This window comes from Brachybacterium nesterenkovii (genome assembly GCF_900163655.1).
In the GTDB taxonomy this organism is placed as follows: Bacteria; Actinomycetota; Actinomycetes; order Actinomycetales; family Dermabacteraceae; genus Brachybacterium; species Brachybacterium nesterenkovii.
Map to the genome: position 1 here is coordinate 18,024 of NZ_FWFG01000107.1, position 21,381 is coordinate 39,404.

The 21,381-nt window shown below is 72.4% G+C and carries 17 protein-coding genes; 8 read left to right on the forward strand and 9 right to left on the reverse strand.

What is annotated here, in order from left to right; translation table 11 throughout:
- Positions 1-254: 254 nt before the first annotated feature.
- The 4 genes from FM110_RS12110 (at position 255) to FM110_RS12125 (ending at position 5,340) form a co-directional block, all read left to right on the forward strand.
- Positions 255-908 carry a DUF402 domain-containing protein gene (locus FM110_RS12110; protein WP_159458082.1) on the forward strand — a complete coding sequence of 218 codons (654 nt, stop codon included), beginning with the start codon at positions 255-257 and terminating at the stop codon, positions 906-908.
- 41 nt (positions 909-949) lie between these two features.
- A complete protein-coding gene (gene pepN, locus FM110_RS12115) occupies positions 950-3,505 on the forward strand; it encodes an aminopeptidase N (RefSeq protein ID WP_200810240.1) in 2,556 nt (851 codons plus the stop codon).
- Between the two features lie 325 nt (positions 3,506-3,830).
- Positions 3,831-4,766: a mechanosensitive ion channel family protein gene (locus FM110_RS12120; protein WP_087105007.1), complete on the forward strand. Its 936-nt coding sequence runs from the start codon at positions 3,831-3,833 to the stop codon at positions 4,764-4,766.
- 94 nt (positions 4,767-4,860) lie between these two features.
- The gene (locus FM110_RS12125; protein ID WP_087105008.1) at positions 4,861-5,340 is read left to right on the forward strand and encodes a globin; all 480 of its coding nucleotides are present in this window, start codon (positions 4,861-4,863) and stop codon (positions 5,338-5,340) included.
- A 124-nt stretch (positions 5,341-5,464) separates the two neighbouring features.
- On the opposite strand, the gene FM110_RS12130 is transcribed toward FM110_RS12125, so the two are convergent.
- On the reverse strand, positions 5,465-5,950 hold the full coding sequence (locus FM110_RS12130) for an acyl-CoA thioesterase (RefSeq protein WP_087105009.1): 486 nt from the start codon (positions 5,948-5,950) through the stop codon (positions 5,465-5,467).
- Positions 5,951-6,030: 80 nt separating this feature from the next.
- On the opposite strand from FM110_RS12130, the gene FM110_RS12135 reads away from it, so the two are divergent.
- Positions 6,031-6,654, forward strand: coding sequence for a hypothetical protein (locus FM110_RS12135; protein WP_143276390.1), 624 nt, complete (start codon positions 6,031-6,033; stop codon positions 6,652-6,654).
- A gap of 5 nt (positions 6,655-6,659) precedes the next feature.
- Complete coding sequence (locus tag FM110_RS12140; protein ID WP_087105011.1) at positions 6,660-7,634, forward strand: acyl-CoA thioesterase; 975 nt, start codon at positions 6,660-6,662, stop codon at positions 7,632-7,634.
- 155 nt (positions 7,635-7,789) lie between these two features.
- Here the strand turns inward: FM110_RS12140 and FM110_RS12145 are convergent, their stop codons facing one another.
- The 7 genes from FM110_RS12145 to FM110_RS12175 all read right to left on the reverse strand — a co-directional run bounded on the left by FM110_RS12145 (position 7,790) and on the right by FM110_RS12175 (position 17,927).
- Positions 7,790-9,121 carry an ABC transporter substrate-binding protein gene (locus tag FM110_RS12145; protein ID WP_087105012.1) on the reverse strand — a complete coding sequence of 444 codons (1,332 nt, stop codon included), beginning with the start codon at positions 9,119-9,121 and terminating at the stop codon, positions 7,790-7,792.
- Between the two features lie 234 nt (positions 9,122-9,355).
- The gene (locus FM110_RS12150; protein ID WP_087105013.1) at positions 9,356-10,345 is read right to left on the reverse strand and encodes a carbohydrate ABC transporter permease; all 990 of its coding nucleotides are present in this window, start codon (positions 10,343-10,345) and stop codon (positions 9,356-9,358) included.
- A gap of 16 nt (positions 10,346-10,361) precedes the next feature.
- Positions 10,362-11,225 carry a carbohydrate ABC transporter permease gene (locus FM110_RS12155; protein WP_087105014.1) on the reverse strand — a complete coding sequence of 288 codons (864 nt, stop codon included), beginning with the start codon at positions 11,223-11,225 and terminating at the stop codon, positions 10,362-10,364.
- The gene (gene glgP / locus FM110_RS12160) at positions 11,222-13,780 is read right to left on the reverse strand and encodes an alpha-glucan family phosphorylase (RefSeq protein WP_087105015.1); all 2,559 of its coding nucleotides are present in this window, start codon (positions 13,778-13,780) and stop codon (positions 11,222-11,224) included. Before glgP ends, FM110_RS12155 begins: the two co-directional genes overlap by 4 nt.
- A gap of 298 nt (positions 13,781-14,078) precedes the next feature.
- On the reverse strand, positions 14,079-15,761 hold the full coding sequence (gene ettA / locus FM110_RS12165; protein WP_087105047.1) for an energy-dependent translational throttle protein EttA: 1,683 nt from the start codon (positions 15,759-15,761) through the stop codon (positions 14,079-14,081).
- Positions 15,762-15,993: 232 nt separating this feature from the next.
- Positions 15,994-16,689 carry an HAD-IA family hydrolase gene (locus FM110_RS12170; protein ID WP_087105016.1) on the reverse strand — a complete coding sequence of 232 codons (696 nt, stop codon included), beginning with the start codon at positions 16,687-16,689 and terminating at the stop codon, positions 15,994-15,996.
- Positions 16,690-16,706: 17 nt separating this feature from the next.
- Entirely contained in the window at positions 16,707-17,927 is a 1,221-nt protein-coding gene (locus tag FM110_RS12175; protein WP_234992446.1) for a YlbL family protein, read from the reverse strand.
- A gap of 134 nt (positions 17,928-18,061) precedes the next feature.
- Between FM110_RS12175 and FM110_RS12180 the strand changes: the two genes are divergently transcribed.
- Both FM110_RS12180 and FM110_RS12185 read left to right on the forward strand, forming a co-directional pair.
- Positions 18,062-19,720, forward strand: coding sequence for a zinc-dependent metalloprotease (locus FM110_RS12180; RefSeq protein WP_087105017.1), 1,659 nt, complete (start codon positions 18,062-18,064; stop codon positions 19,718-19,720).
- A complete protein-coding gene (locus tag FM110_RS12185) occupies positions 19,704-20,486 on the forward strand; it encodes an NUDIX domain-containing protein (protein WP_087105049.1) in 783 nt (260 codons plus the stop codon). Before FM110_RS12180 ends, FM110_RS12185 begins: the two co-directional genes overlap by 17 nt.
- Positions 20,487-20,651: 165 nt before the next feature.
- Here FM110_RS12185 and FM110_RS12190 read toward each other — a convergent pair whose 3' ends face one another.
- The gene (locus FM110_RS12190; protein ID WP_234992447.1) at positions 20,652-21,206 is read right to left on the reverse strand and encodes a M48 metallopeptidase family protein; all 555 of its coding nucleotides are present in this window, start codon (positions 21,204-21,206) and stop codon (positions 20,652-20,654) included.
- Positions 21,207-21,381 lie beyond the last annotated feature (175 nt).

Consider the following 21,381-nt stretch of genomic DNA (forward strand, 5'->3'; position numbering starts at 1 on the left):
CCGATCCGCCGGGCACGCCCATCGCCAGCGGCCCTGTGCCCACCGCATCGCCCGTGCCGTCCAGGTCGCCCGCGCCGTCCAGGTCGCCCGCGCCGGATGCGGGGCCCGCGCGTCGCCCGCTGACCGCTCAGCGGGCACGGGGTATGGTCGGGACATCCACGTTCCCCCTCGCGGGCAGGATCTGTCACCGGGCCGCACGGCCGGACGGCCCCGGTGCCGTCCTGCGAGGGCCTACCCGGCCAGGACTTACACCTATGCCTGAGACGCGACGCTGGTCGCCCGGCGACCACGTGACCTGGACCTACTACACCACCCAGCATCCCACGCGCACCGTCCGCCCCGGGACGGTGGTCCTCGACGACCATCGCGGGATCGTCGTCTGGATCGCCCCGGGCACCGAGGTGCTCCTGCCCGTCCTCGAGAACGGCGCGGCGCTGCGCCGTGCGGGCGACGAGGGCATGTTCACCGCGCCCCGCATCCAGTCCAAGCAGCTGTGGACGGGCAACGGGATCCTCATGATCGGCCTGCCCGACCGCCCCTACTCGGTGTGGCTGTTCTACAAGGACGACGGCTCGCTGGGCTGCTACTACGTCAACCTCGAGACGCCGCTCGAGCGGACCGCCGAGGGCGTCGCCTCACGGGACCTGGTGCTGGATCTCGTCGTGCTGCCGCGCCGCGACTGGCACTACAAGGACGAGGACGAGCTCGAGGGCGCCGAGCGCGTCGGCTACTTCACGCCGGAGGAGGTCGACGCGATCCGCGCCGACGGCCGCCGCGCCGTGCGCGACATCCAGGCGTGGACGTACCCGTTCAACGCCGGATTCGAGCACTTCTTCCCGGATCCGCGGTGGACCGTTCCCGCCCTGCCCGCGCACTACACGTGGGATGTGGACCTGACGCGACGCTGAACGGCGCGCTCGGCCCGGGTCGCGGTGGGATGATGGCTCCCATGCCAGAGACCCAGAACCTGACGCGCGAGGAGGCCCGCGAGCGGGCGTCCTTCCTGTCCACCACCGACTACGAGGTCCGCCTCGACCTCACGGGCTCCCCGACCACGTTCCGCACCGAGTCGACGATCCGCTTCACGTCGAGCGAGGCCCGCCCGACGTTCGTGGACCTGCTGGCCCCGGCCGTCCACGAGATCGAGCTCAACGGCGAGCTGCTGGACGACCCCGCCTCCCGCTTCGACGGCGCCCGGGTCTCGCTGCCCGCGCTGCGCGAGGGCGACAACGTGGTGCGGATCCTCGCCGACGGCGCCTACATGAACACGGGCGAGGGCCTGCACCGCTTCGTCGACCCGGTCGACGACGAGGTGTACCTGTACACCCAGTTCGAGGTCTCCGACGCCCGGCGCATGTTCGCCTGCTTCGAGCAGCCCGACCTGAAGGCGACGTTCGCGTTCACGATCACCGCGCCCGCGCACTGGCGCGTCATCTCCAACTCCCCCACCCCTGAGCCGACCGCGATCGGCGACGGCGTCGCCACCTGGGAGTTCGAGCCCACCGAGCGCATCTCCACCTACCTGACCGCGCTGATCGCGGGCGACTACCGCGGCGGCGAGGGCTCCGTGACCCTCCGCGACGGCCGCGAGGTCCCCATGGGCGTGTACTGCCGCGCCTCGCTGGTCGAGCACCTGGATCCCGACAACGTCATCGACGTGACCGCGCAGGGCATCGCCTTCTACGAGGACGCCTTCGACTGCGCCTTCCCGTTCCCCAAGTACGACCAGGTGTTCGTGCCCGAGTACAACATGGGCGCGATGGAGAACCCCGGCGCCATCACGTACGTCGAGAAGTACGTGTTCCGCTCGGAGGTGTCCGACGCGATCCGCGAGCGGCGCGACCTCACGATCCTCCACGAGCTCGCGCACATGTGGTTCGGCGACCTCGTGACGATGCGCTGGTGGGACGATCTGTGGCTCAACGAGTCCTTCGCCGAGTACGCCTCGACGCTGTGCATGGCCGAGGCCACCCGCTGGAAGGACGCCTGGACCACCTTCGCGGGGTCGGAGAAGGCGTGGGCGTACAACCAGGACCAGCTGCCGTCGACCCACCCGATCGTCGCCGACATGGTGGATCTCGACGCCGTCGAGACGAACTTCGACGGCATCACCTACGCCAAGGGCGCCTCGGTGCTGCGCCAGCTCGTCGCCTACGTCGGCGAGGACGCGTTCTTCGAGGGCCTGCGCGCCTACTTCCGCAAGCACGCGTGGTCCAACACGGAGCTGACGGATCTGCTGGTCGAGCTCGAGGCCACGAGCGGCCGCGACCTGGCCCCGTGGTCCGCGCTGTGGCTCGAGCGGGCCGGGGTGACCACGCTGTGTCCCGTCATCGAGCGCGACGCCGACGGCGCCGTCACCGCCTTCGCGATCGCGCAGACGGCCCCGGCCGAGCACCCGGTGCTGCGCCCGCACCGCCTGCGCGTCGGCGGCTACTCGCTGCAGGACGACGGTCGGCTCGTGCAGACCGAGGGGTACGAGATCGACGTCGACGGCGAGCGCACCGAGGTCCCGCAGGCGATCGGCGGGAGGGCCGACCTGTGGCTCGTCAACGACGGTGACCTCGCCTACGCGAAGATCCGCCTGGACGATGCCTCGCTGGCGATCGCGATGGAGCACCTGCGCGACATCGACGACCCGCTGGCGCGGACCCTCATCTGGGGTGCGGCCTGGGACATGGTGCGCGACGGCGAGCTGGCCTCGCGGCGCTTCCACGAGCTCGTGCTCGCCAACATCACCGGCGAGCACCAGTCCTCGGTGATCCGCACCCTGCTGGGGCAGCTCGGCGCCGTGACCGGCCGCTTCGCCGCCCCCGCGGACCGGGACGCGCGGACCGCCGCGACCGCCGACGCCCTGTGGGAGCTCGCCCGCGGCGCCGAGGCCGGCTCGGACGCCCAGCTGCAGTTCGTCGAGGCCTTCGCACTCCACGCCTGCACGGCCGAGCACGCCGCGACGCTGTCGGGTCTGCTGGACGGCTCGGTGACGCTGCCCGGGCGGCGTATCGACACCGATCTGCGCTGGAGCCTCGTGATCTCCCTCGCCTCCCTCGGGGGCATCGATGCCGAGGGCATCGACGCGGTGCTCGCCGATGACGACACCGCCTCGGGCCGCCAGCGCGCGCTCACGGCCCGTGCCGCCCTGCCGACTCCGGAGGCCAAGCAGGAGGCGTGGGAGAAGACCGTCGGCTCCGACACCCTGGCCAACGAGTCCGTGACCGCGGTGGTCCAGGGCTTCTGGCGCGTGCACGACGAGGCGCTCGTGGCCCCGTACGTCGAGCCGTACTTCGCCATGCTCGACGACGTGTGGGCCTCGCGCTCCAGCGAGATCGCCAACCGCCTGATCCAGGGGTACTTCCCCTCGGACGCCCCGACGCCGCGGATCGTCGCAGCCGCCGACCAGTGGCTCGTGGACCACATCGACGCTCCCCTGGGCCTGCGCCGTCCGATCATCGAGGGGCGCGACTCCGCGGCCCGCGCGCTGCGGGTCCAGGAGGCCGACCGGGCCTGACCGGGGCAGAAGGCGGACGGTCCGCTAGGCGGGCCGGGCCTGACCGCGGCAGCAGGCTGCCGGTCCCCGAAGCCGGCCGCGCCTGCCCGGGCTCCTGGGCGTCAGGTTCTCGCCCGCCTCCCGTCCCGCGACCGCCGAGATCGACGAAACGAGCCATGTCGCCCCGCGAGAACGCGGAAACGAGCCGCTCAGGTGGCTCATTTCCGCGCTCTCGTCGGCGCGGGAAGGTTGGGCACGAGGACGGCAGGGGGGCGCTCGCGCGCATCGCCCCGCCCGTCCAGTCGCCGTCCAGGCGCATCGCGCCCGTCGTGGTTAGGGTCGGGGCATGGACTTCGACTGGCTCCTCGCGGACGACAACGTGCAGAAGGCGGAGACCTTCGCGGATCAGCTGCTGACCTGGCTCGCCACGAGCGGGGTGCGGATCCTCGTGATCCTGCTCCTCGCGGCCGGTCTGAGGATCGCCGCGGGCTGGCTGATCCGGCGGTTCTTCCGCACGATGGTCGACTCCGGCTCCGTCCTGTCCTCGATGACGTCGGCCGTGGTCAAGCGCGACACCCAGCAGGTCGAGGCCGCCCGGGCCCGGCGCGAGCAGCGCGCGAAGACGCTGTCGACGGTCGCCGTGAACATCGCCGCCGCGGCGATCGGCATCATGGCGGGCATCATGATCATCGCCGAGTTCGGCGTGAACGTGGGCCCGATCATCGCGTCGCTGGGCGTGGTGGGCGTGGCCGCCGGCATCGGCGCCCAGACGATCATCAAGGACTTCATCGCGGGCCTCGTGATGCTGTTCGAGGACGTGATCGCGGTGGGCGACGTCATCGACATCGAGTACGCGACCGGCACCGTGGTGGACATCAACCTGCGCACCACGCAGGTCCGCAGCCTCGACGGCGTGCTGTGGACGGTGCGCAACGGCGAGATCATCCGCGTGGGCAACATGTCGCGCGGGTTCTCCAACGCCGTCGTCCAGCTCGACATCTCCAACCGGGCGCGCCACGCGGACGTCACGGCCGCGCTCGAGAAGGCCGTCGCAGCGATCTGGTCGGACGAGACGTTCCGCGAGCTGCTGCTCGAGGAGCCCGTGGTCTCGGGCATCCTGTCGGTGGACGGCGCGCGCGTGCAGCGCCGCATCGTCGCCAAGGTGATGCCCGGCCAGCAGTGGACCGTCGAGCAGGAGCTGCGCCAGCGGGTGCGCACCGAGTTCGAGGAGGCGGGCATCGAGTTCGCGATGCCGCCGTTCATGCAGCACACGACCACCTGATCCGGCGGCACGACCACCCGACGGCACGACCACCACCCCGGCGACCGGGGGACGACACCGGACGACGATGCGGGACCACGATGCGGAGACTGCGATGACCATCCCCCTCACCCCGGCCGGCGGGCCCGAGCCCGCCGCGGAGCCTTCGTTCTACGAGGCGATCGGCGGGCAAGCGACGTTCGTCGCCCTCGTCGACCGCTTCTACGAGGGGGTCGTCACCGATCCCCTGCTGCGGCCGATATATCCGGAGGCGGAGACGGATCCGACGATGCCGGGCGCGCGCGAGCGCCTGACGATGTTCCTCGAGCAGTACTGGGGCGGGCCCAAGACGTACGGGCAGCGGCGCGGGCATCCCCGCCTGCGGGTGCGCCATGCGATCTTCCCGGTCTCCCCCGCCGCGCGCGATGCGTGGCTGGGCCACATGCGCGCGGCCGTGGACTCCCTGGGGCTCGCGCCGCTGCACGCGGAGGCGCTGTGGGACTACCTCGAGCGGGCCGCGCATTCGCTGGTCAACACGCACGACGGCGGGCAGGCGCCGATGGTCGGCGAGCTGCTGCCCGACCGCATGGACTGAGCAGCCTCCCACCCTCGTGGCCTTTCACTGAGCCCTACCGTGGCACTGAGCGCTGTGCCGCGCGCCGCAGGGGCCCGTCGCCGTGCCGCGCCCCTGCGACCCGCGCCGGGCTCAGCGGGCTACGTCAGTCGCGGAAGGCCTGCGCCGGCCCGCTGAACTCCTCGAGGGCCTCGCGCTGCTCCCGCGCCAGGCGCGTCGGACGCCCCGTCGCCGCGTCGACCAGCACGATCACGGTGCGCGCGATCGCATAGGGCGCGGCGGCCTGCGGGTCATCCCCCGTCAGCACCTGGTACTCGAGGGTGAGGCTCGCGCCGCCGATGCGCGACAGCCACAGGCGCACGATCACCGCGTCGCGGCGGAAGCCCAGCTCGCGCCGGTACTCGATGCGGTTGCTCGCCACGACCGTATGCACCGCGGAGGCGCCGTCCTGCGTGGTCGGCAACGCGCTCGGGAGCACCTCAGCACCGAGCGCCACCTGCTCCTCCGGGGCCGCCCAGAAGGCTCGGATGCGAGCCTCCTCGAGGAGGGTGAGCATCGCGGAGTTGTTGACGTGCCCGTAGCCGTCGATGTCGCTCCAGCGCATGGGGACGCGGATGTCGAGGTGTGCCATGGGACCATTGTGCCGGGGTGCCGACGCGGGCGACGGGAGCGGGTGACGGGAGCGGGTGACGGGAGCGGCCGATGGGGTCGATGACGGGGCCGACAGGGCCGAGCGCAGGCACGTCCGGGAGGCTCCCGGGCCTCCTGGAGGAGCTGCACAGGACAGGACGCGTCTCCTCGCCGCCCTCGCGCCGCTCGCGCCTGTCCTCCGCCGCCCTGCTCCTGTTCGCCCTCGTGGCCGCGACCGGCGCCGTCGGAACCTGCGTGCTCGGCATCCGCGACGGGAGGCTCGAGGATGCGATCGGCGGCGCGATCGGATCGGTCTTCATGCTCCTGTTCGTGGGGGTCGCCGCTCACGGCCTGCGGATCCGGCGCCCGGGAGGACCGCTGACCCTGACGATCTCCGCCGCCGGCGTCCGCGTCAGCGAACGGACGATCCCGTGGGGCGACATCGCGGACGTGCGCGCCCAGCGCCTCCAGGTCCCCGGCGGCATGCCCGCCCTGCTCCGGGTCATCGGTGGCGTCACCGCCCGCGGCTCGTGCCTCGCGGTCTCGCTCACCGACGAGGGCGTCGCACGTCTGCGCTCCGAGGGCACCAGCGCCGCCCTCGATCGCGTCCTCCTGCCCGGGCGCGTGCTGCAGCTCGGCATCGGCGGCGCCGTCTCGCCGGAGGACCTCGCTGTGCTCGCCATGGAGGCGCGCGCCCTACGATGACCTGCATGACCTCGCACGACTCGCAGACCCCTCTCGCTTCCGAGGCTCCTCCGGCGCCCCCGGCGCCCGAGACCGCACCGGACCCGGCGTCGCTCGCCCCGGGCCCCGCCTCCCCCGCAGCCGTCGCCCAGGGGCTCGTGGACCTCCTGGACCTCGAGCAGATCGACGAGGCCGTCTTCGAGGGCTACTCGAACCCCCAGCCCGGCGGGCACGTGTTCGGCGGCCAGGTGATGGGCCAGGCGATCAGCGCGATGGTCCGCACCGTTCCGGCGGGTCGGCGCATCCATTCCTCGTACTCGTACTTCCTGGCCCCGGGCGCGCCCGACGTGCCGATCCGCTTCGCGGTCGAGCAGCTGCGCGACGGCGGCTCCTTCTCCGCCCGGCGCGTCCTGGCCACGCAGGAGACCGACGACGGCGCCGAGCGCACGATCCTGTCGATGACCAGCTCGTTCCAGGAGGCGCAGGACGGCCTCGAGCACGAGGAGCGCGCGCCCGACGCCCCGGATCCGGAGGGGCTCGCGACGACGGCGCAGGTGCTCGAGGGCATCGACCACCCCGTCGCGCAGTACTGGGCCACCCAGCGCCCCATCGACATCCGCCACGTGACCGATCCGATCTACATCCGCCCCGACGGCTCGGCGAGCGCCACGCAGATGGTGTGGATGCGGATGATCGCCCCGATCGATGCCCCCGGCGGCGTGCACGACGCGATCCTCGCCTTCGCGAGCGACTACACGCCCTTCGAGCCGATCCTGCGCCGTCAGGGCCTCTCGTGGGTGACGCCGGGGCTGCGCGTGGCGACGATCGACCACGCGATCTGGTGGCACCGGCACGTCGACCTCAACGAGTGGCTGCTGTACGTGCAGCGGTCCCCCTCGGCGGCCGGCGGCCGCGGGCTCACCGAGGGCCGGATGTTCGACCGCTCGGGCGCGCTCGTGGCCACCGTGATCCAGGAGGGCATGGTCCGCATCAAGCACTGACGCCCCGGGCGTGCGCGTGCCCCGTCCGATGAGCATCGGGCGGGGCACGTCGCGTCAGGGCCCACGTCGCGTCAGGGTCCACGTCGCGTCAGGGTCCACGTCGCGTCAGGGTCGCGGCACCGCTGTCCCGGGCAGCGCAGCCCTGGGGCCGCACATCAGGCCATGGCCTCGTTCCCGGCCTCCTGGGCCGCGGGCAGGCCGTCGGCCGCGCTCAGGCGTCCGATGAAGATCTCCTGGAAGATGGGCATCGCGGCCTCGAGGCCCGCATTGGACTTGGCGCCGCGGTCGGCCGGGGTGGTGTCGTTCGTCGCGGTGATGAACTGCTGGACGTCCACGCCCTTGCCGCTCCAGTGCTCGACGAAGGCGCCCTGCGCGTCGGCGTGGGCGGGGAAGGCGACGCCCTGGGTGCCCAGCGGGCGCTGGCCGTCGGCGGTGCCGAGCCAGCGCAGCAGCTCCTGGATGCCCTCCTTCTTCTCGTCCCCGGCGCGGGCGTTGCCGACGGCGACGACGCCGTGGATCACGGACTTGCCGCCCGCGGGCCCGGCGACGAGCGGGGCGATGCCCCACGCGAAGGTGTCGCCCACGCCCTCGGCGATGTTCTTGACGTTGTAGGGGCCGGACTGGAAGAGCGCGAGCTTGCCCTGGGTGAACAGGTCACGGGTGAAGTCGCCGTTCTCGTTGGTATCGGCGGCGCTCGGGGCGATCTGCTGGACGTTGACGAGGTCCGCGGCGTACTGGAACGCGGCGATGCCCTCCGCGGAGGCGAAGGAGTACTTCTCGTCCGCGTCCTGCCACTGGGCGCCGTTGGAGGCGAGGAACGGGCCGATGATGGCCTGACGGTCGGCCTGGGCGTTGAACGCGAACTGCGTGCGGGTGTTCGGGTCGAAGCCCTCGTCGCCCGGGTGCTTGCCGCCCTGGTCGAGGGTCAGGGCCCGTCCCGCGTCCCGCAGGGCGTCGGTGGGGGCGGCGGGGTCGAAGCGCAGGGAGGCCGGGTCGATGCCGGCCGCGTCCGTGAGGTTCTTGTTGTAGTACAGGGCGATCGAGTCCCACAGCTGGGGCACACCCCACAGGCCGCCGTCGCGCGTGTAGAGGTCGACGACGGACTTCACCCACTTGTCCCGGCCCTCGGTGACGACGTCGTTGATGTTCATGAGGTTCCCGGACTCCTGGAACTGCACGAAGTTCGCGGAGTTCATCCAGTAGACGTCCGCGGCCTCGGAGGAGCCGACGTCGAGCGAGAGCGTCTTCCAGTACTCGTCCCACGGGACCACCGTGATGGCGACCTTCCAGCCGGTCTTCTCGGTGAAGGCCTGGAAGGACTCCTCGTAGGCGGGCTTGGCGGTCTCGTCCCACAGGCGGAAGGTGAGGGTCTTGGCGTCCTCGCCGTCATCGCCGCCCCCGTTCGAGGACGACGGGGAGCAGGCGGCGGCGGTGCCGACAGCGCCGGTCGCGGCGAGAGCGGTCAGGAGGCGGCGTCGAGAGAGCATGGGGTTCCTTCCTTCGCGGTCCGCGCACGCGGCGCGGCTCGGGACCATTGTGCACGGCGCGCCCGAGCGCCACCGCTCAGGGAGACGCGGCGAGACCGAGCGGTCGGACGAACCGGGACGGAACGGGGCGGAGCGGGCGCACGGACCGCGGAGGCGGCCCGAGACCCCGGGTTGATCGGCGACGCAGCGCCTCCCGGGCCGCGTCCGGTCCGGCGCCCGCACCGGGGCAGCGCCTCAGCGCAGCGTCGAGGCGCCGATCGAGCGGGTGATCTGCCGCTGGAAGACGATGAACAGGAGCACGAGCGGGACCATCGCGAGGGTCGTCGCGGCCATCACAAGCGTCCAGTTGTTGTTGTACTGGCTCTGCAGCGACGCCGTCGCGACCGTCACGGTGCGCCACTCGGGCCCGGTGGTGATCACCAGCGGCCACAGGAACGAGTTCCAGTGCGTCACGACGGTGATCAGCACGAGCGTGACGATCGTCGGCCGGTTCAGCGGCAGCACCAGGTTCCACAGCAGGCGCAGGTGCCCGGCGCCGTCGACGCGCATCGCGTCGATCAGCTCGCTCGGCATGGTCCGGAAGCTCTCGCGCAGCAGGAAGATCGCGTACGGCGAGCCCAGCATGAACGGCACCACGAGCGCCCAGAACGTGTTGCGCAGCCCGGCCTCGCTCATCATGAGGTACAGCGGCACGACGACGACGGCCTGCGGGACCATCAGCGTCGCGACGTACACCCAGAACAGCAGGTCGCGGCCGGGGAAGCGCAGGCGCGCGAACGCGTAGGCGGCCAGGATCGAGAACACCATCTGGCCGACGAGGATCACCGCGACCATCTGCACCGTCACGACCACCGGGGTGACGAAGCCGTCGGTGCCCGTGAACAGGGCCGCGAAGTTCTCCAGCGTCGGCGGGTCCGGCAGGCGCAGGGGGCCGCGCTGGGCGAACTGCCGCGGTGACGTGAATGCCGTCAGCGCCGAGACCAGGAACGGGGACAGCGTCAGCACGGCGGCGATGAGCAGCACCGCATAGGTCCCCAGGTTCGCCAGGACGCCGGACACGCGGCGGGAGCGCCCCTGGGAACGCGCAGGCCGGGTTGGCTCCGCGGCGGTGGTCGTCGCGGTCGCGCTCGCGGTCGCACCCCTGCTCGTCGCGCTCGTCGCGCCTGTGCTCGTCGCACTCGCGTTCGCGCCCGTGCTCTTGGCGCTCTTCGGGCTCGTTGCCATGGCGGTCTCCCTCCCCTCAGCTCATGTCGTAGGTGATCCGCTTGGCGAACCACCTCTGCTGGACGACGGTGATGACCACAAGGATCACGAACAGGATCACGGCGGCGGCGCTCGCCCGGCCCAGGCGGAAGGCCGTGAAGCCCTCGGAGTAGATGAGCGCGGCGATCACCTCGGTGCGGTGCTGCGGCCCTCCCCCGGTCAGCGCGTAGATCGTGTCGAACACCTGGAAGCTGGCGACCACCTGGGTGACGGCGAGGAAGAACGTCGTGGGGCGCAGCAGCGGGATCGTCATCGACACCAGGCGGCGCCACGGGCCGGCGCCGTCGAGCTCGGCCGCCTCGTAGATCGAGTCCGGGATCCGCGACAGGCCCGCCTGGAAGAACAGCGACACGTACCCGACGTTCTGCCAGATCGCGACGAAGGCGACCGCAGGCAGCGCGAGTGTCGGCGACGTCAGCCATTCGATGCGGTGGCCGATCAGGGCGTTGAGCGCGCCCGTGGACGGCTGGAAGATCCACGTCCACACGACGCCGATGGCCAGCGGCGCGCACACCCACGGGATCACGACGATCACGCGCACCAGGGCGGAGCCGGGCAGCGCGCGCACCAGCTGGGTCGCCAGCAGCAGCCCCAGCGCGAGCGTCACCGGCACCGAGATGAGCGTGAACACGGCGGTCACCAGCAGCGAGTTGCCGAGCGAGCCGCCCTCCAGCAGGGCCGCGTAGTTGTCGAGCCCCACGAACGTCGGCGCGCCGATGAGGTCCCACTGCATCAGCGAGACCGCGAAGGCGAGGACGACGGGCAGGATCAGGAACGCGGTGACGCCGAGCAGGCTCGGCGCCACCAGCAGGTAGGCGGTGAGGGGGCGGGTGCGGATCACGCGGTCGCGACCAGCCCCAGCTCGGCCCGCGAGGCGAGGGCCTCGTGGCGGGGGACGGCGCGGACCGTGCAGCCGACGCGCCCGGGCACCGCGAGCGTGAAGCGGGCGCCGCAGCGGCCGCCGCCGATCGACCGCAACGGGATCAGCGTGGGGTCGGTGATCTCGCCGTCGGCCCCGACCTCCCCCACCACGGCCTCGACCATCACGTCGGCGGCATCGAGACCGCCCAGGTCCACCGCCGCGGTGAGGGCCACCTCGGAGCCGGTCGCGACGCGGCCGGACTCGGCGCCCTCGATGCGCACGTCGGAGATCCGCACGCGCGGCCACGCGTCCGAGACGCGACCCTTCCACGCCGTGAACGTCTCCCGCAGCGAGGGGTCGCTCGCGAAGGCGCGGTGCGCCGCGGCGGCGGGCAGGTACAGCTCGGTCACGTAGTCGCGGACCATGCGGGACGCGGTCACCTGCGGCGCGATCCGCACGAGCGACTCGCGGATCATCCGCAGCCAGGCCCGCGGCACGCCGCCGTCGTCACGGTCGTGGAACAGCGGGACGATCCGCCGCTCGAGGATCTCGTAGAGGGCATCGGCCTCGAGGCGGTCGCGCCGCTCGCGGTCGTCGGTCTCGACGGTCGGGATCGTCCAGCCCGCCTCGTCGGTGGCCATCTCGTCCCACCAGCCGTCGGAGACGGAGAACGTGAGGCCGCCGTTCATGACGGCCTTCATGCCCGAGGTGCCGGAGGCCTCCTCCGGGCGCACCGGATTGTTCAGCCACACGTCCGCGCCCGCCACCAGCACCGACGCCATCTGGATGTCATAGTCGGGCAGGAAGGCGATGCGGTGGCGCACGCCCGCCTCGTCGGCGAAGGCCACGAGGCGCCGCATGAGCTCCTTGCCGGGCATGTCCGCCGGGTGGGCCTTGCCCGCGATGACGAACTGCACCGGGCGCTCCGGGTCCAGCAGGATGCGGCGCAGGCGATCGGGATCGCTCAGCATGAGGGTCAGGCGCTTGTAGGTGGAGACGCGGCGGGCGAAGCCGACGGTCAGCACGTCCGGGTCGAGGATCTCCCGCGTCCACGCGAGCTCGGCCTCGTCGGCGCCGCGCCGCAGCCAGGACCGGTGCACGTGCTCGCGCGCCATCTCGACCAGGTCCGCACGCAGGCGACGCCGCGTGTCCTGCAGGTCGTGGTCCGTGAGCGTCGCCAGCTGCGACCAGTCGCCGGTGGCGGAGATGTCGATCTCCCCCATGGCCTTCTTGTAGAGGTCGTCCATCGGCGCGGACACCCAGGTGCGGCGGTGCACGCCGTTGGTGATCGAGGTGATCGGGACCTCTGCCGCGTCGAAGCCCGGGTAGAGGTCCTGGAACATCGTGCGGGAGACGGCGCCGTGCAGGCGCGAGACCCCGTTGGCGCGCTGGGCCAGGCGGAAGCCCATGTGGGTCATGTTGAACACCTCGCCGCCGTCCTCGCGGCCCAGCGCGAGCGCCGCCTCCACGGGGAGGGCGTCGACGAGGCGGGAGATCCCCGCGCCGTCCGCGTCGAGGACCTCGCGCAGCTCGTCGACGTCGAAGCGGTCGATGCCGGCGGGCACCGGGGTGTGGGTGGTGAAGACCGTTCCCGCGCGCACCTCCGAGAGGGCCTCGTCGAAGCCGGCGCCTCGGCGCATGAGCTCGCCGATGCGCTCGAGGCCCGAGAAGCCGGCATGCCCCTCGTTGAGGTGGAACACCTGGGGCTCCGCGTGGCCGGTCGCGGCGCAGTAGGCGCGCAGCGCCCGCACGCCGCCGATGCCCAGGACCACCTCCTGGGCGATGCGGTGCTCGTGGTCGCCGCCGTAGAGGCGATCGGTGATGAGGCGGGCCCGCTCGCCGTTGACGGGCAGGTTCGTGTCGAGCAGCAGCAGGGGGACGCGGCCGATCCGCGCCGTCCACAGTCCGATCACGACATCGCCGTGCCCGGGGAGCCGGACCGAGACGGTGAGCTGCTCGCCGTCGGCGTCGCGGACGGGCTCGATGGGCAGCGCGGCGGGGTCGTTGAGCCGGTACTCCTCGACCTGCTGCCCGTCGCGGTCCAGGCTCTGGGAGAAGTAGCCCCACTGGTAGAGCAGGCCCACCGCGATCAGCGGCACGCCCAGGTCCGAGGCCGATCTGAGGTGGTCCCCGGCGAGGATCCCCAGGCCGCCGGAGTAGATCGGCAGCGTCTCGGTGATGCCGAACTCCATGGAGAAGTAGGCGACGACGGGCTCCGGGCCGGACGTCGGGGCGGCCGTGCGCTGGAACCAGCGGTCCGAGGTCCGGTAGGTGCGCAGGTCGCCGAGCTCGCCGTGCATGCGCTGGCAGAAGTCGTCGTCCCGGGCGGCCTGCGCGAGCCGGGAGGCCGGGACGAGCGGGAGCATCGCGATGGGGCTGCGGCCGCTGCGCTCGAAGGCGTCGGGGTCGAGGCGGCGGAACAGGTCGAGGGTCTGGCGGCGCCACGTCCAGCGGAGGTCGAGGGCCAGGTCCCGCAGCGGCGCGAGGGTCTCCGGGAGGTCCGAGGCGACGGTGACCTCGCTGATCGGCTTCATGCGCTCGAGGCTACCGCAGGGCGCTCACGCACCCGTGTCGAGAGGTGGCGCTATCTCGAGTGGTGGCGCTATATCGACGAGAGGGCGCCGGTCGAGGGCCGTGCCGGTCGAGGGCGGTGCCATGTCGAGTGATGGCGCTCTGGCGGGGACTGCGACGATATCGTCGCAGTCCCCGCCAGAGCGCCAGTGCTCAACCGGGCCCGCCGCGGGACGAGAGCCCGGCACGGGACCGGGAGCCCGCCGCGGGACGGGGCCCAGCGGGGCGGGATCCTGCCGCGGATCCCGCCGCCTGCGCGGGTCAGTCGCGCGTGAGGCGGCGGTGTGTGACGCGGTGCGGGCGCGCCGCGTCGTCGCCCAGGCGCTCCACCTTGTTCTTCTCGTAGGCGTCGAAGTTGCCCTCGAACCAGTACCAGTCCGAGGGGTTCTCCTCGGTGCCCTCGTAGGCCAGGATGTGCGTCGCCACGCGGTCGAGGAACCAGCGGTCGTGGCTGACCACCACGGCGCAGCCGGGGAACTCCAGCAGCGCGTTCTCGAGCGAGCCCAGGGTCTGCACGTCGAGGTCGTTGGTCGGCTCATCCAGCAGCAGCACGTTGCCGCCCTGTTTGAGGGTGAGTGCGAGGTTCAGGCGGTTGCGCTCGCCGCCGGAGAGGACGCCGGCCTTCTTCTGCTGGTCCGGGCCCTTGAAGCCGAACTGGCTCACGTAGGCGCGCGAGGGGATCTCGACCTTGCCCACCTGGATGAAGTCCAGGCCCTCGGAGACGACCTCCCAGAGCGTCTTCTCCGGGTCGATGTTCTCGCGGTTCTGGTCGACGTAGCTGATCTTGACGGTCTGGCCGATGGTCAGCTCGCCGCCGTCCAGAGGCTCGAGGCCCACGATCGTCTTGAACAGGGTGGTCTTGCCGACGCCGTTGGGGCCGATCACGCCGATGATCCCGTTGGGCGGCAGCGAGAACGACAGGCCGTCGATGAGGACGCGGTCGCCGAAGCCCTTCTTGAGGTCCTTGGCGTTGATGACCACGTTGCCCAGGCGCGGGCCCGGGGGGATCGTGATCTCCTCGAAGTCGAGCTTGCGCGTGCGCTCGGCCTCGGCGGCCATCTCCTCGTAGCGGGCCAGGCGCGCCTTGGACTTGGCTTGGCGGCCCTTGGCGTTCGAGCGCACCCACTCCAGCTCCTCCTTGAGGCGCTTGGCGAGCTTGGCGTCCTTCTTGCCCTGGACGTTGAGGCGCTCCTCCTTCTTCTCCAGGTAGGTGGAGTAGTTGCCCTCGTAGGGGTAGAGGTGGCCGCGGTCGACCTCGGCGATCCACTGGGCGACGTGGTCGAGGAAGTAGCGGTCGTGGGTGACGGCGATGACGGCGCCCTCGTACTGCTGCAGGTGCTGCTCGAGCCACAGCACGGACTCGGCGTCGAGGTGGTTGGTGGGCTCGTCCAGCAGCAGCAGGTCGGGCTTCTCCAGGAGCAGCTTGCACAGCGCGACGCGGCGGCGCTCACCGCCGGACAGGTGGGTGACGGGCTCGTCGCCGGGCGGGCAGCGGAGGGCGTCCATCGCCTGCTCGAGCTGGGAGTCGAGGTCCCAGCCGTTGGCGTTGTCGATCTCCGTCTGGAGCTTGCCCATCTCCTCCATGAGGGCGTCGAAGTCCGCGTCGGGCTCGCCCATCTCCTCGCCGATGGCGTTGAAGCGCTGGACCTTGCGGTACAGGTCGCCCATGCCCTCCTGGACGTTCTCCAGGACGGTCTTGGACTCGTCCAGCGGGGGCTCCTGGAGGAGGATGCCGACGCTGTAGCCGGGGCTGAGGCGGGCCTCTCCGTTGGAGGGCTGGTCCAGCCCGGCCATGATCTTGAGGATCGTGGACTTGCCGGCGCCGTTGGGGCCGACCATGCCGATCTTCGCGCCCGGGTAGAAGCTCATCGTGACGTCATCGAGGATGACCTTGTCGCCGACGGCCTTGCGGGCCTTGTACATGGTGTAGATGAACTCTGCCAACACATCTCCTGTGGTCTGGACGGCCGCGGGCGCGCTCGCGCCCGGCATACCGGTCCGATCCTACCGGGGCGGTCCGACGGGGCATCCGGCGCGCGCCGAGAGCTCGACGGCGCCCCGTCTGCTCAGGTCGCGTGGCGCCCGGTACGGCGGGGCGAGCGGGCAGCCGGGTGAGTGAGCGGGCAGCCGGGCGAGCGCGCCGCTGATCGGCCGTGCAGCCGAACGCGCGGGCCGGTCAGTCCAGCTCGATGCCGCGCCCCGCGATGACCTCGCGGGCGAGCGCGACGCCGGGGTTGGGGACGCCCTCGCCGCGCGCGGGGTCGTTGCCGGGCCAGAGATGCGCGTCGATGCCCAGGCGCCTGGCCGCCTCGACGTTCTCCTCGCGGTCGTCGAAGAACAGCACGGAGCGCGGCTGGGCCACTCCCCCGGTCTCGTGGGCCAGCGCGGACAGCAGGATCTCGTAGATCTCGGCGTCGGGCTTGGCCACGCGCTCCTCGCCGGAGAACACGGCGAAGGTGAACGCCTCGAACCAGTCGGCCTTGCGGACGGCCTCGCCGAAGGGCTCCGGCGCGTTGGACAGCAGCACCAGGCGGGTGCCGGAGCGGGCGAGGTCGTGGATGAGGGCGCGGGCCTCGGGGTCCAGGCGCAGCCAGTAGCGGTCGTCGGCGTCCTGGAGGTCCTCGACGACGGTCGCATCGGCGCTGCCGAGCGCGCCGGCCGCGGCCACGGCGCCCCAGTACTCGGCGGGCGTCACGGCGGCGCGGTCGTAGGCGGGGCGGGCGTCCCAGTAGGCGCGGGCGACGGCCTCGCGGTCGCCGCCGACGATCTCGCAGATGTCGTCGATCGGGTCGCGGCCGGCGGACAGGACGCCGCCGAAGTCGAGGGCGACGGTGGGGCGCGGGGGCGTGCGGCGGGCGGAGCGTCGAGCCATGTCGGGCGGATCCCTTCTCAGGAGGAGCAGGTGGGCAGTCCGTCGGCGGACTTCTGGGAGGCGATGGTCTCGGTCGCGTGCAGGGCCTCGTCGAAGGTGGACACCTTCACGACGGACAGCCCCTCGGGCACGTGGCCTGCGACCTGGTCGCAGTTGTCGGCGGGGGCGAGGAAGTAGTCGGCGCCCTCCTCGCGGGCGCCCACGAGCTTCTGGCGGATCCCGCCGATGGGGCCGACCGTCCCGTCGGGGTCCATCGTGCCGGTCCCGGCGATCTTCTGCCCCCCGGTGAGCTCACCGGGGGTGAGCTCGTCGTAGACGGCGAGGGAGAACATGGTGCCGGCGCTCGGGCCGCCGACGTCGGCCAGGGAGATCGTGACGTCGACGGGGGTGTCGTAGCCGCGGGCCAGGACGATGCCCATGCGGGTCCTCCCGTCGACCTCCTCGGTGGGGACCGAGACGGACTGCTCGGCGCCGTCGCGGCGGACGACCATGTCGATCCTCTCGCCGGCGGGCAGCGAGCCGATGAGCTGCTGGTACTCCTCGGTGCTCGCACGGGTCTGGCCCTCGATCGACACGATCACGTCGCCGGCCTTCAGCACGCCCGCGGCGGGCCCGTCGTCGAGGACGCCCGCGACCATCGCATTGGGCGTGACGGGGATGCCCAGCTCGGTCAGGGCGACGGCGACCGCGTCCTCCTGCGAGGTGGTCATGGCCGACGCGTTCTGCAGGCTCGTCTCCTGCCGGGTCTGCTGCGCGGGGAACACGAGCTCCCTGGGCAGCACGGTGCGGGTGGGGTCGAACCAGGCGAGCACGACCTCGGCGGGGGTGACCGTGTACCCGGGGCCGCCGTCGACGGACACCGTGGTCATCATGAGGGCGCCCGAGGTCGGGTAGGTCTCGTGGCCGGAGATCGTGAGGATCTGCTGGTCCTCGTGCTCGCCGAGGACGTCGATCGCGGGGCCGGGCTGCTCGATCACGTAGGGGACGGGGGCGAGCATGCCGGCGGTCAGGAGCGTGCAGATCACCAGCAGCGAGATCCCGGAGGCGAGGGCGCGGGGGTTCGGGCGCCTGCCGAGCGCTCGGCGCAGCGCGGCGCCGCGGCCGGGAACCCCGCCGTCGTCGCGCGTACCGCGCGAGGGCGCGCCGCCGGGCCGCGTGCCGTCGCCGAGCCCGCAGTCGTCGAGGGGACCGTCGGCGGCGGGGCCGTCGGGCGTGTTCGCGGCGGGCTGAGAGATCACCGCGCCATTGTGCCGCACCCCTGCAGGGCGCTCCCACCGCGCGTCGATACGCTGATGCCCGATGACGACCGCGCCGCGGCCCGCGAGCCGCGGCATCCCCGCCCCCGTGCGGGAGGACAGCCCCGGGAGGCCCCGTGAGCAGCAGCCCCTTCGACCCCAGCGCCGCCGGCGACGAGGAGAGCCTCCGCCGCTTCCTCGAGGAGGTATTCGGCGGGCAGCTCCCTCCCGGCGCCCTCGACGGCGTCGACCTGTCGGAGCTCGCGCGCCGGGCGAACCTGCCCACCGACCCGGCGCAGCTGCGGGCCGCCGCGGCGCAGATGCAGCACATGTTCGCCGATGCCGGCGAGGGGCCCGTGAACTGGAAGCTGGGCCATGACCTCGCGCGCCAGACCGCGGCGGGCTCCGTGCAGATCCCGGGCGCGCCCGAGCCGACCGGCACCCCCGGGGATCCGAGCCCCACGCCCCAGCAGATCAGCGCCCTGACCGAGGCCGGGCACGTGGCCGCTCTGTGGCTGGATCCGCAGACCGCGATCGACATGCCCGCGCGGTCGCTGGACGTGTGGAGCCGCGGCACCTGGGTGGTGCGCACGAAGAACCGCTGGCAGTCGATCGTCGAGCCGGTGGCCCAGTACATGTCCGGGGCGATCGGCGACGCCCTGGCCGCGCAGATGGAGCAGATGCCCATGGCGATGCCCGGCGCGGACCCACGCTCGATGATGGAGCGCATGGGCGGGACGATGTTCGGCGTCCAGTTCGGCCACGCGATCGGCTCCCTCGCCCGTGAGGAGGCGGGGACCACGGACCTGTCGCTGCCGCTGGGCCCGGACGGCACGCCCGCGCTCGTCGCCGCGAACGTCGAGGACCTGATCCGCGACAACGAGCTCGACCCGGCGGCCGCGCGCATCTTCCTCGCCGCCCGCGAGATCGCGCACACGGCCCTGTTCTCCGCCGTGCCGTGGCTGCCCCGTCAGCTGTTCGGGGCGATCGAGGACTACGCCCGCGGGATCACGCTGGACCTCGACGCCCTGGACGAGATGGTGCGCGGCCTGGACATGTCCGACCCCCAGGCGATCGCGCAGTCCTCCCCCGACGGCATGTTCGTGTTCACCCGCCGGGAGGCGCAGGAGCGCGCCCTCGAGGAGCTCGCGACCACGCTCGCACTCGTCGAGGCGTGGGTGGACCATGTCGTCTCCCACGCCCTCGAGGGGAAGCTGCCGGGGCTCGACGCGATGCGCGAGGTGATCCGCCGTCGCCGCGCCTCCGGCGGCCCGGCCGAGCAGATGCTCGCCTCCGTGGTGGGGATCGAGCTGCGGCCGCGCCGCGTGCGCGAGGCGCTGTCGTGGTGGGAGTCGGTGCTGGCGACCGAGGGGATCGATGGACGCGACCAGGTGTGGGAGCACCCCGATCTGCTGCCGAGCGCCGAGGTGCTGAGCGGTACGCCGCGGGCCCCGCAGTCCGATGAGGAGTCCGGGGAAGCGGCGGCCGCCGTGGCGGAGGTCGACTTCGACGCCGAGCTCGAGGCGCTGCTGTCCGGCGAGGGCGCGGATGCCGCCCCGCGGGAGGACACGCAGGGGAGGATCGCCGCGGACGCTGACAGTGCCGACACCGACGGTGCCGGCGCCGACGATCGTGCCGACGAGCGCGGCGACGACGACGCGACGAACGCCGCCCAGGAGTCGCGCAGCAGCGAGGATGCCGTGGGCGAGGACGGCACGAGCGCTGACGGCGCCAGCGATGACACCGCGGGCGACGGCAGCGACGATGGCGGCGCAGGCGATGACAGCGCCCGCTGACCTGCCGGGGGATCTGACAGCGCACGCGCACGATGTCGGCGCCGCGCCCGCTGGCGCCCCGGCACCAGCCGCCGGGCCCGACGCTGACGCCGGGTCGGGCGATGTCCCATCAGCAGCAGCCGCTCCCGCCGCCGCTGCCCCCGCCGGGTTCCCGGACATCGCGCGGGCCGTCGCCGAGCTCGAGGCCGCGGACACGACCGCGCTCGACCCGCTCATGCGCGGGGACTACGTGCGTCTGCTGCAGGCCGTTCCCGGCGCCCTGCACCGCGACGGGGACGCCTTCGACGCGGAGGGCCGCCGCGTGCACCTGACGGCGAGCGCGTTCGTGATGGATGCGGGAGCCGACGCCCTCGGGCTCATCTGGCACCCCAAGGGCGAGTTCTGGGTGCAGCCCGGCGGGCACATCGACCCCGGCGAGACCTCGCTCGAGTCCGCCGCACGGCGCGAGGTCGCCGAGGAGACGGGGCTCGGGGACCTCGCGCGCGTCGGCCCCGGCCCCGCGCTGCTGCACCGCCATGCGCTGTCCGGCGCGTTCGGGGCATGCGGGGAGCACTGGGATGTCGAGTACCTGCTGCGTGCGGCCCTCCCCGTGGCCGAGCTCGTCGACGTCCCGAGCCCCGAGGGGCTGCCGATCCGCTGGGTCCCGTGGCCCCGCGGGGCGGACGGCCGGCATGCGACGGAGGTCGAGCTGCCCGAGGGAGCGGTTCCGGATCTCGTCGAGAAGATCGCGGCGCTCGCGCCGTACGTCGACCGCTGGGTCGGCTGAGAACTGCGGGAGGTCGCCCCCTGACCTCGCCTGCGGCGCTGAGGCATCGCCCGCGCCGCATCGCACCTGGTCCGTATGCGCGATCGCGACTGCGAGGACGTGGGTGGTGACGTCCCTGCGGCTGGGCAGCTGGCTCTCTCACGCCGGGCTGGGTCGCCCGCGCTGTCACCGGTCCGGGCCCTCGCTCTCCTCGGGAGTGCCTCCGGTGCCGCGCTGCTCGGCCCAGCTGACGCCGTCGAGGAAGCCGCGGGCGCGCTCTGCGTGCGGGAAGCGCCCCACGAGCGCCCAGAACGCGGGCGTGTGGCCGTCCTCGAAGAGGTGGGCGAGCTCGTGGACCAGCACGTAGTCCAGGACGTCCTCGGGCATGTCCTTGAGGCGGTCGGAGATGCGGATGGTCCCGTCCAGCGGGGTGCAGGATCCCCAGCGGGAGCGCTGGCGCGAGCTCCACGTGACCGACGACGGCCGCGCCCTCCCCTCGAAGTGCCGCTCGCTGAGCAGCCGAGCGCGCTCGGCGAGCTCGGCATCGGAGCGGCCGGAGACGCGCCGGTCCTGCCGAGCCATGCGCTCGACCATCGTGCGCACCCACTGCGCCTCCTGGCGGCGGGACATCGAGGCGGGGATCGCGACCACGAGGTCGCCGTCGCGCCGGGTGATCGTCACGGCGCGGCGGCGCCGGGCGGAGCGGCGCACGAGCACGCGCTCACCGTTCGGGCCGGTCATCCCATCATGTGAAACGAGGTCGGACATGGTCCAAGATTCGCATGAATTCGTGTCGTCCCCAGAGTGTGCACACGGTCCGTGCTCGTCAGAGCCCTTCGCTTCCTCCACAGCGTGGGGTCGTCAACAGCCCGGCCCCACTTCCCCACAGGTCGTCCACCGGGAAGCCCACAGTTGT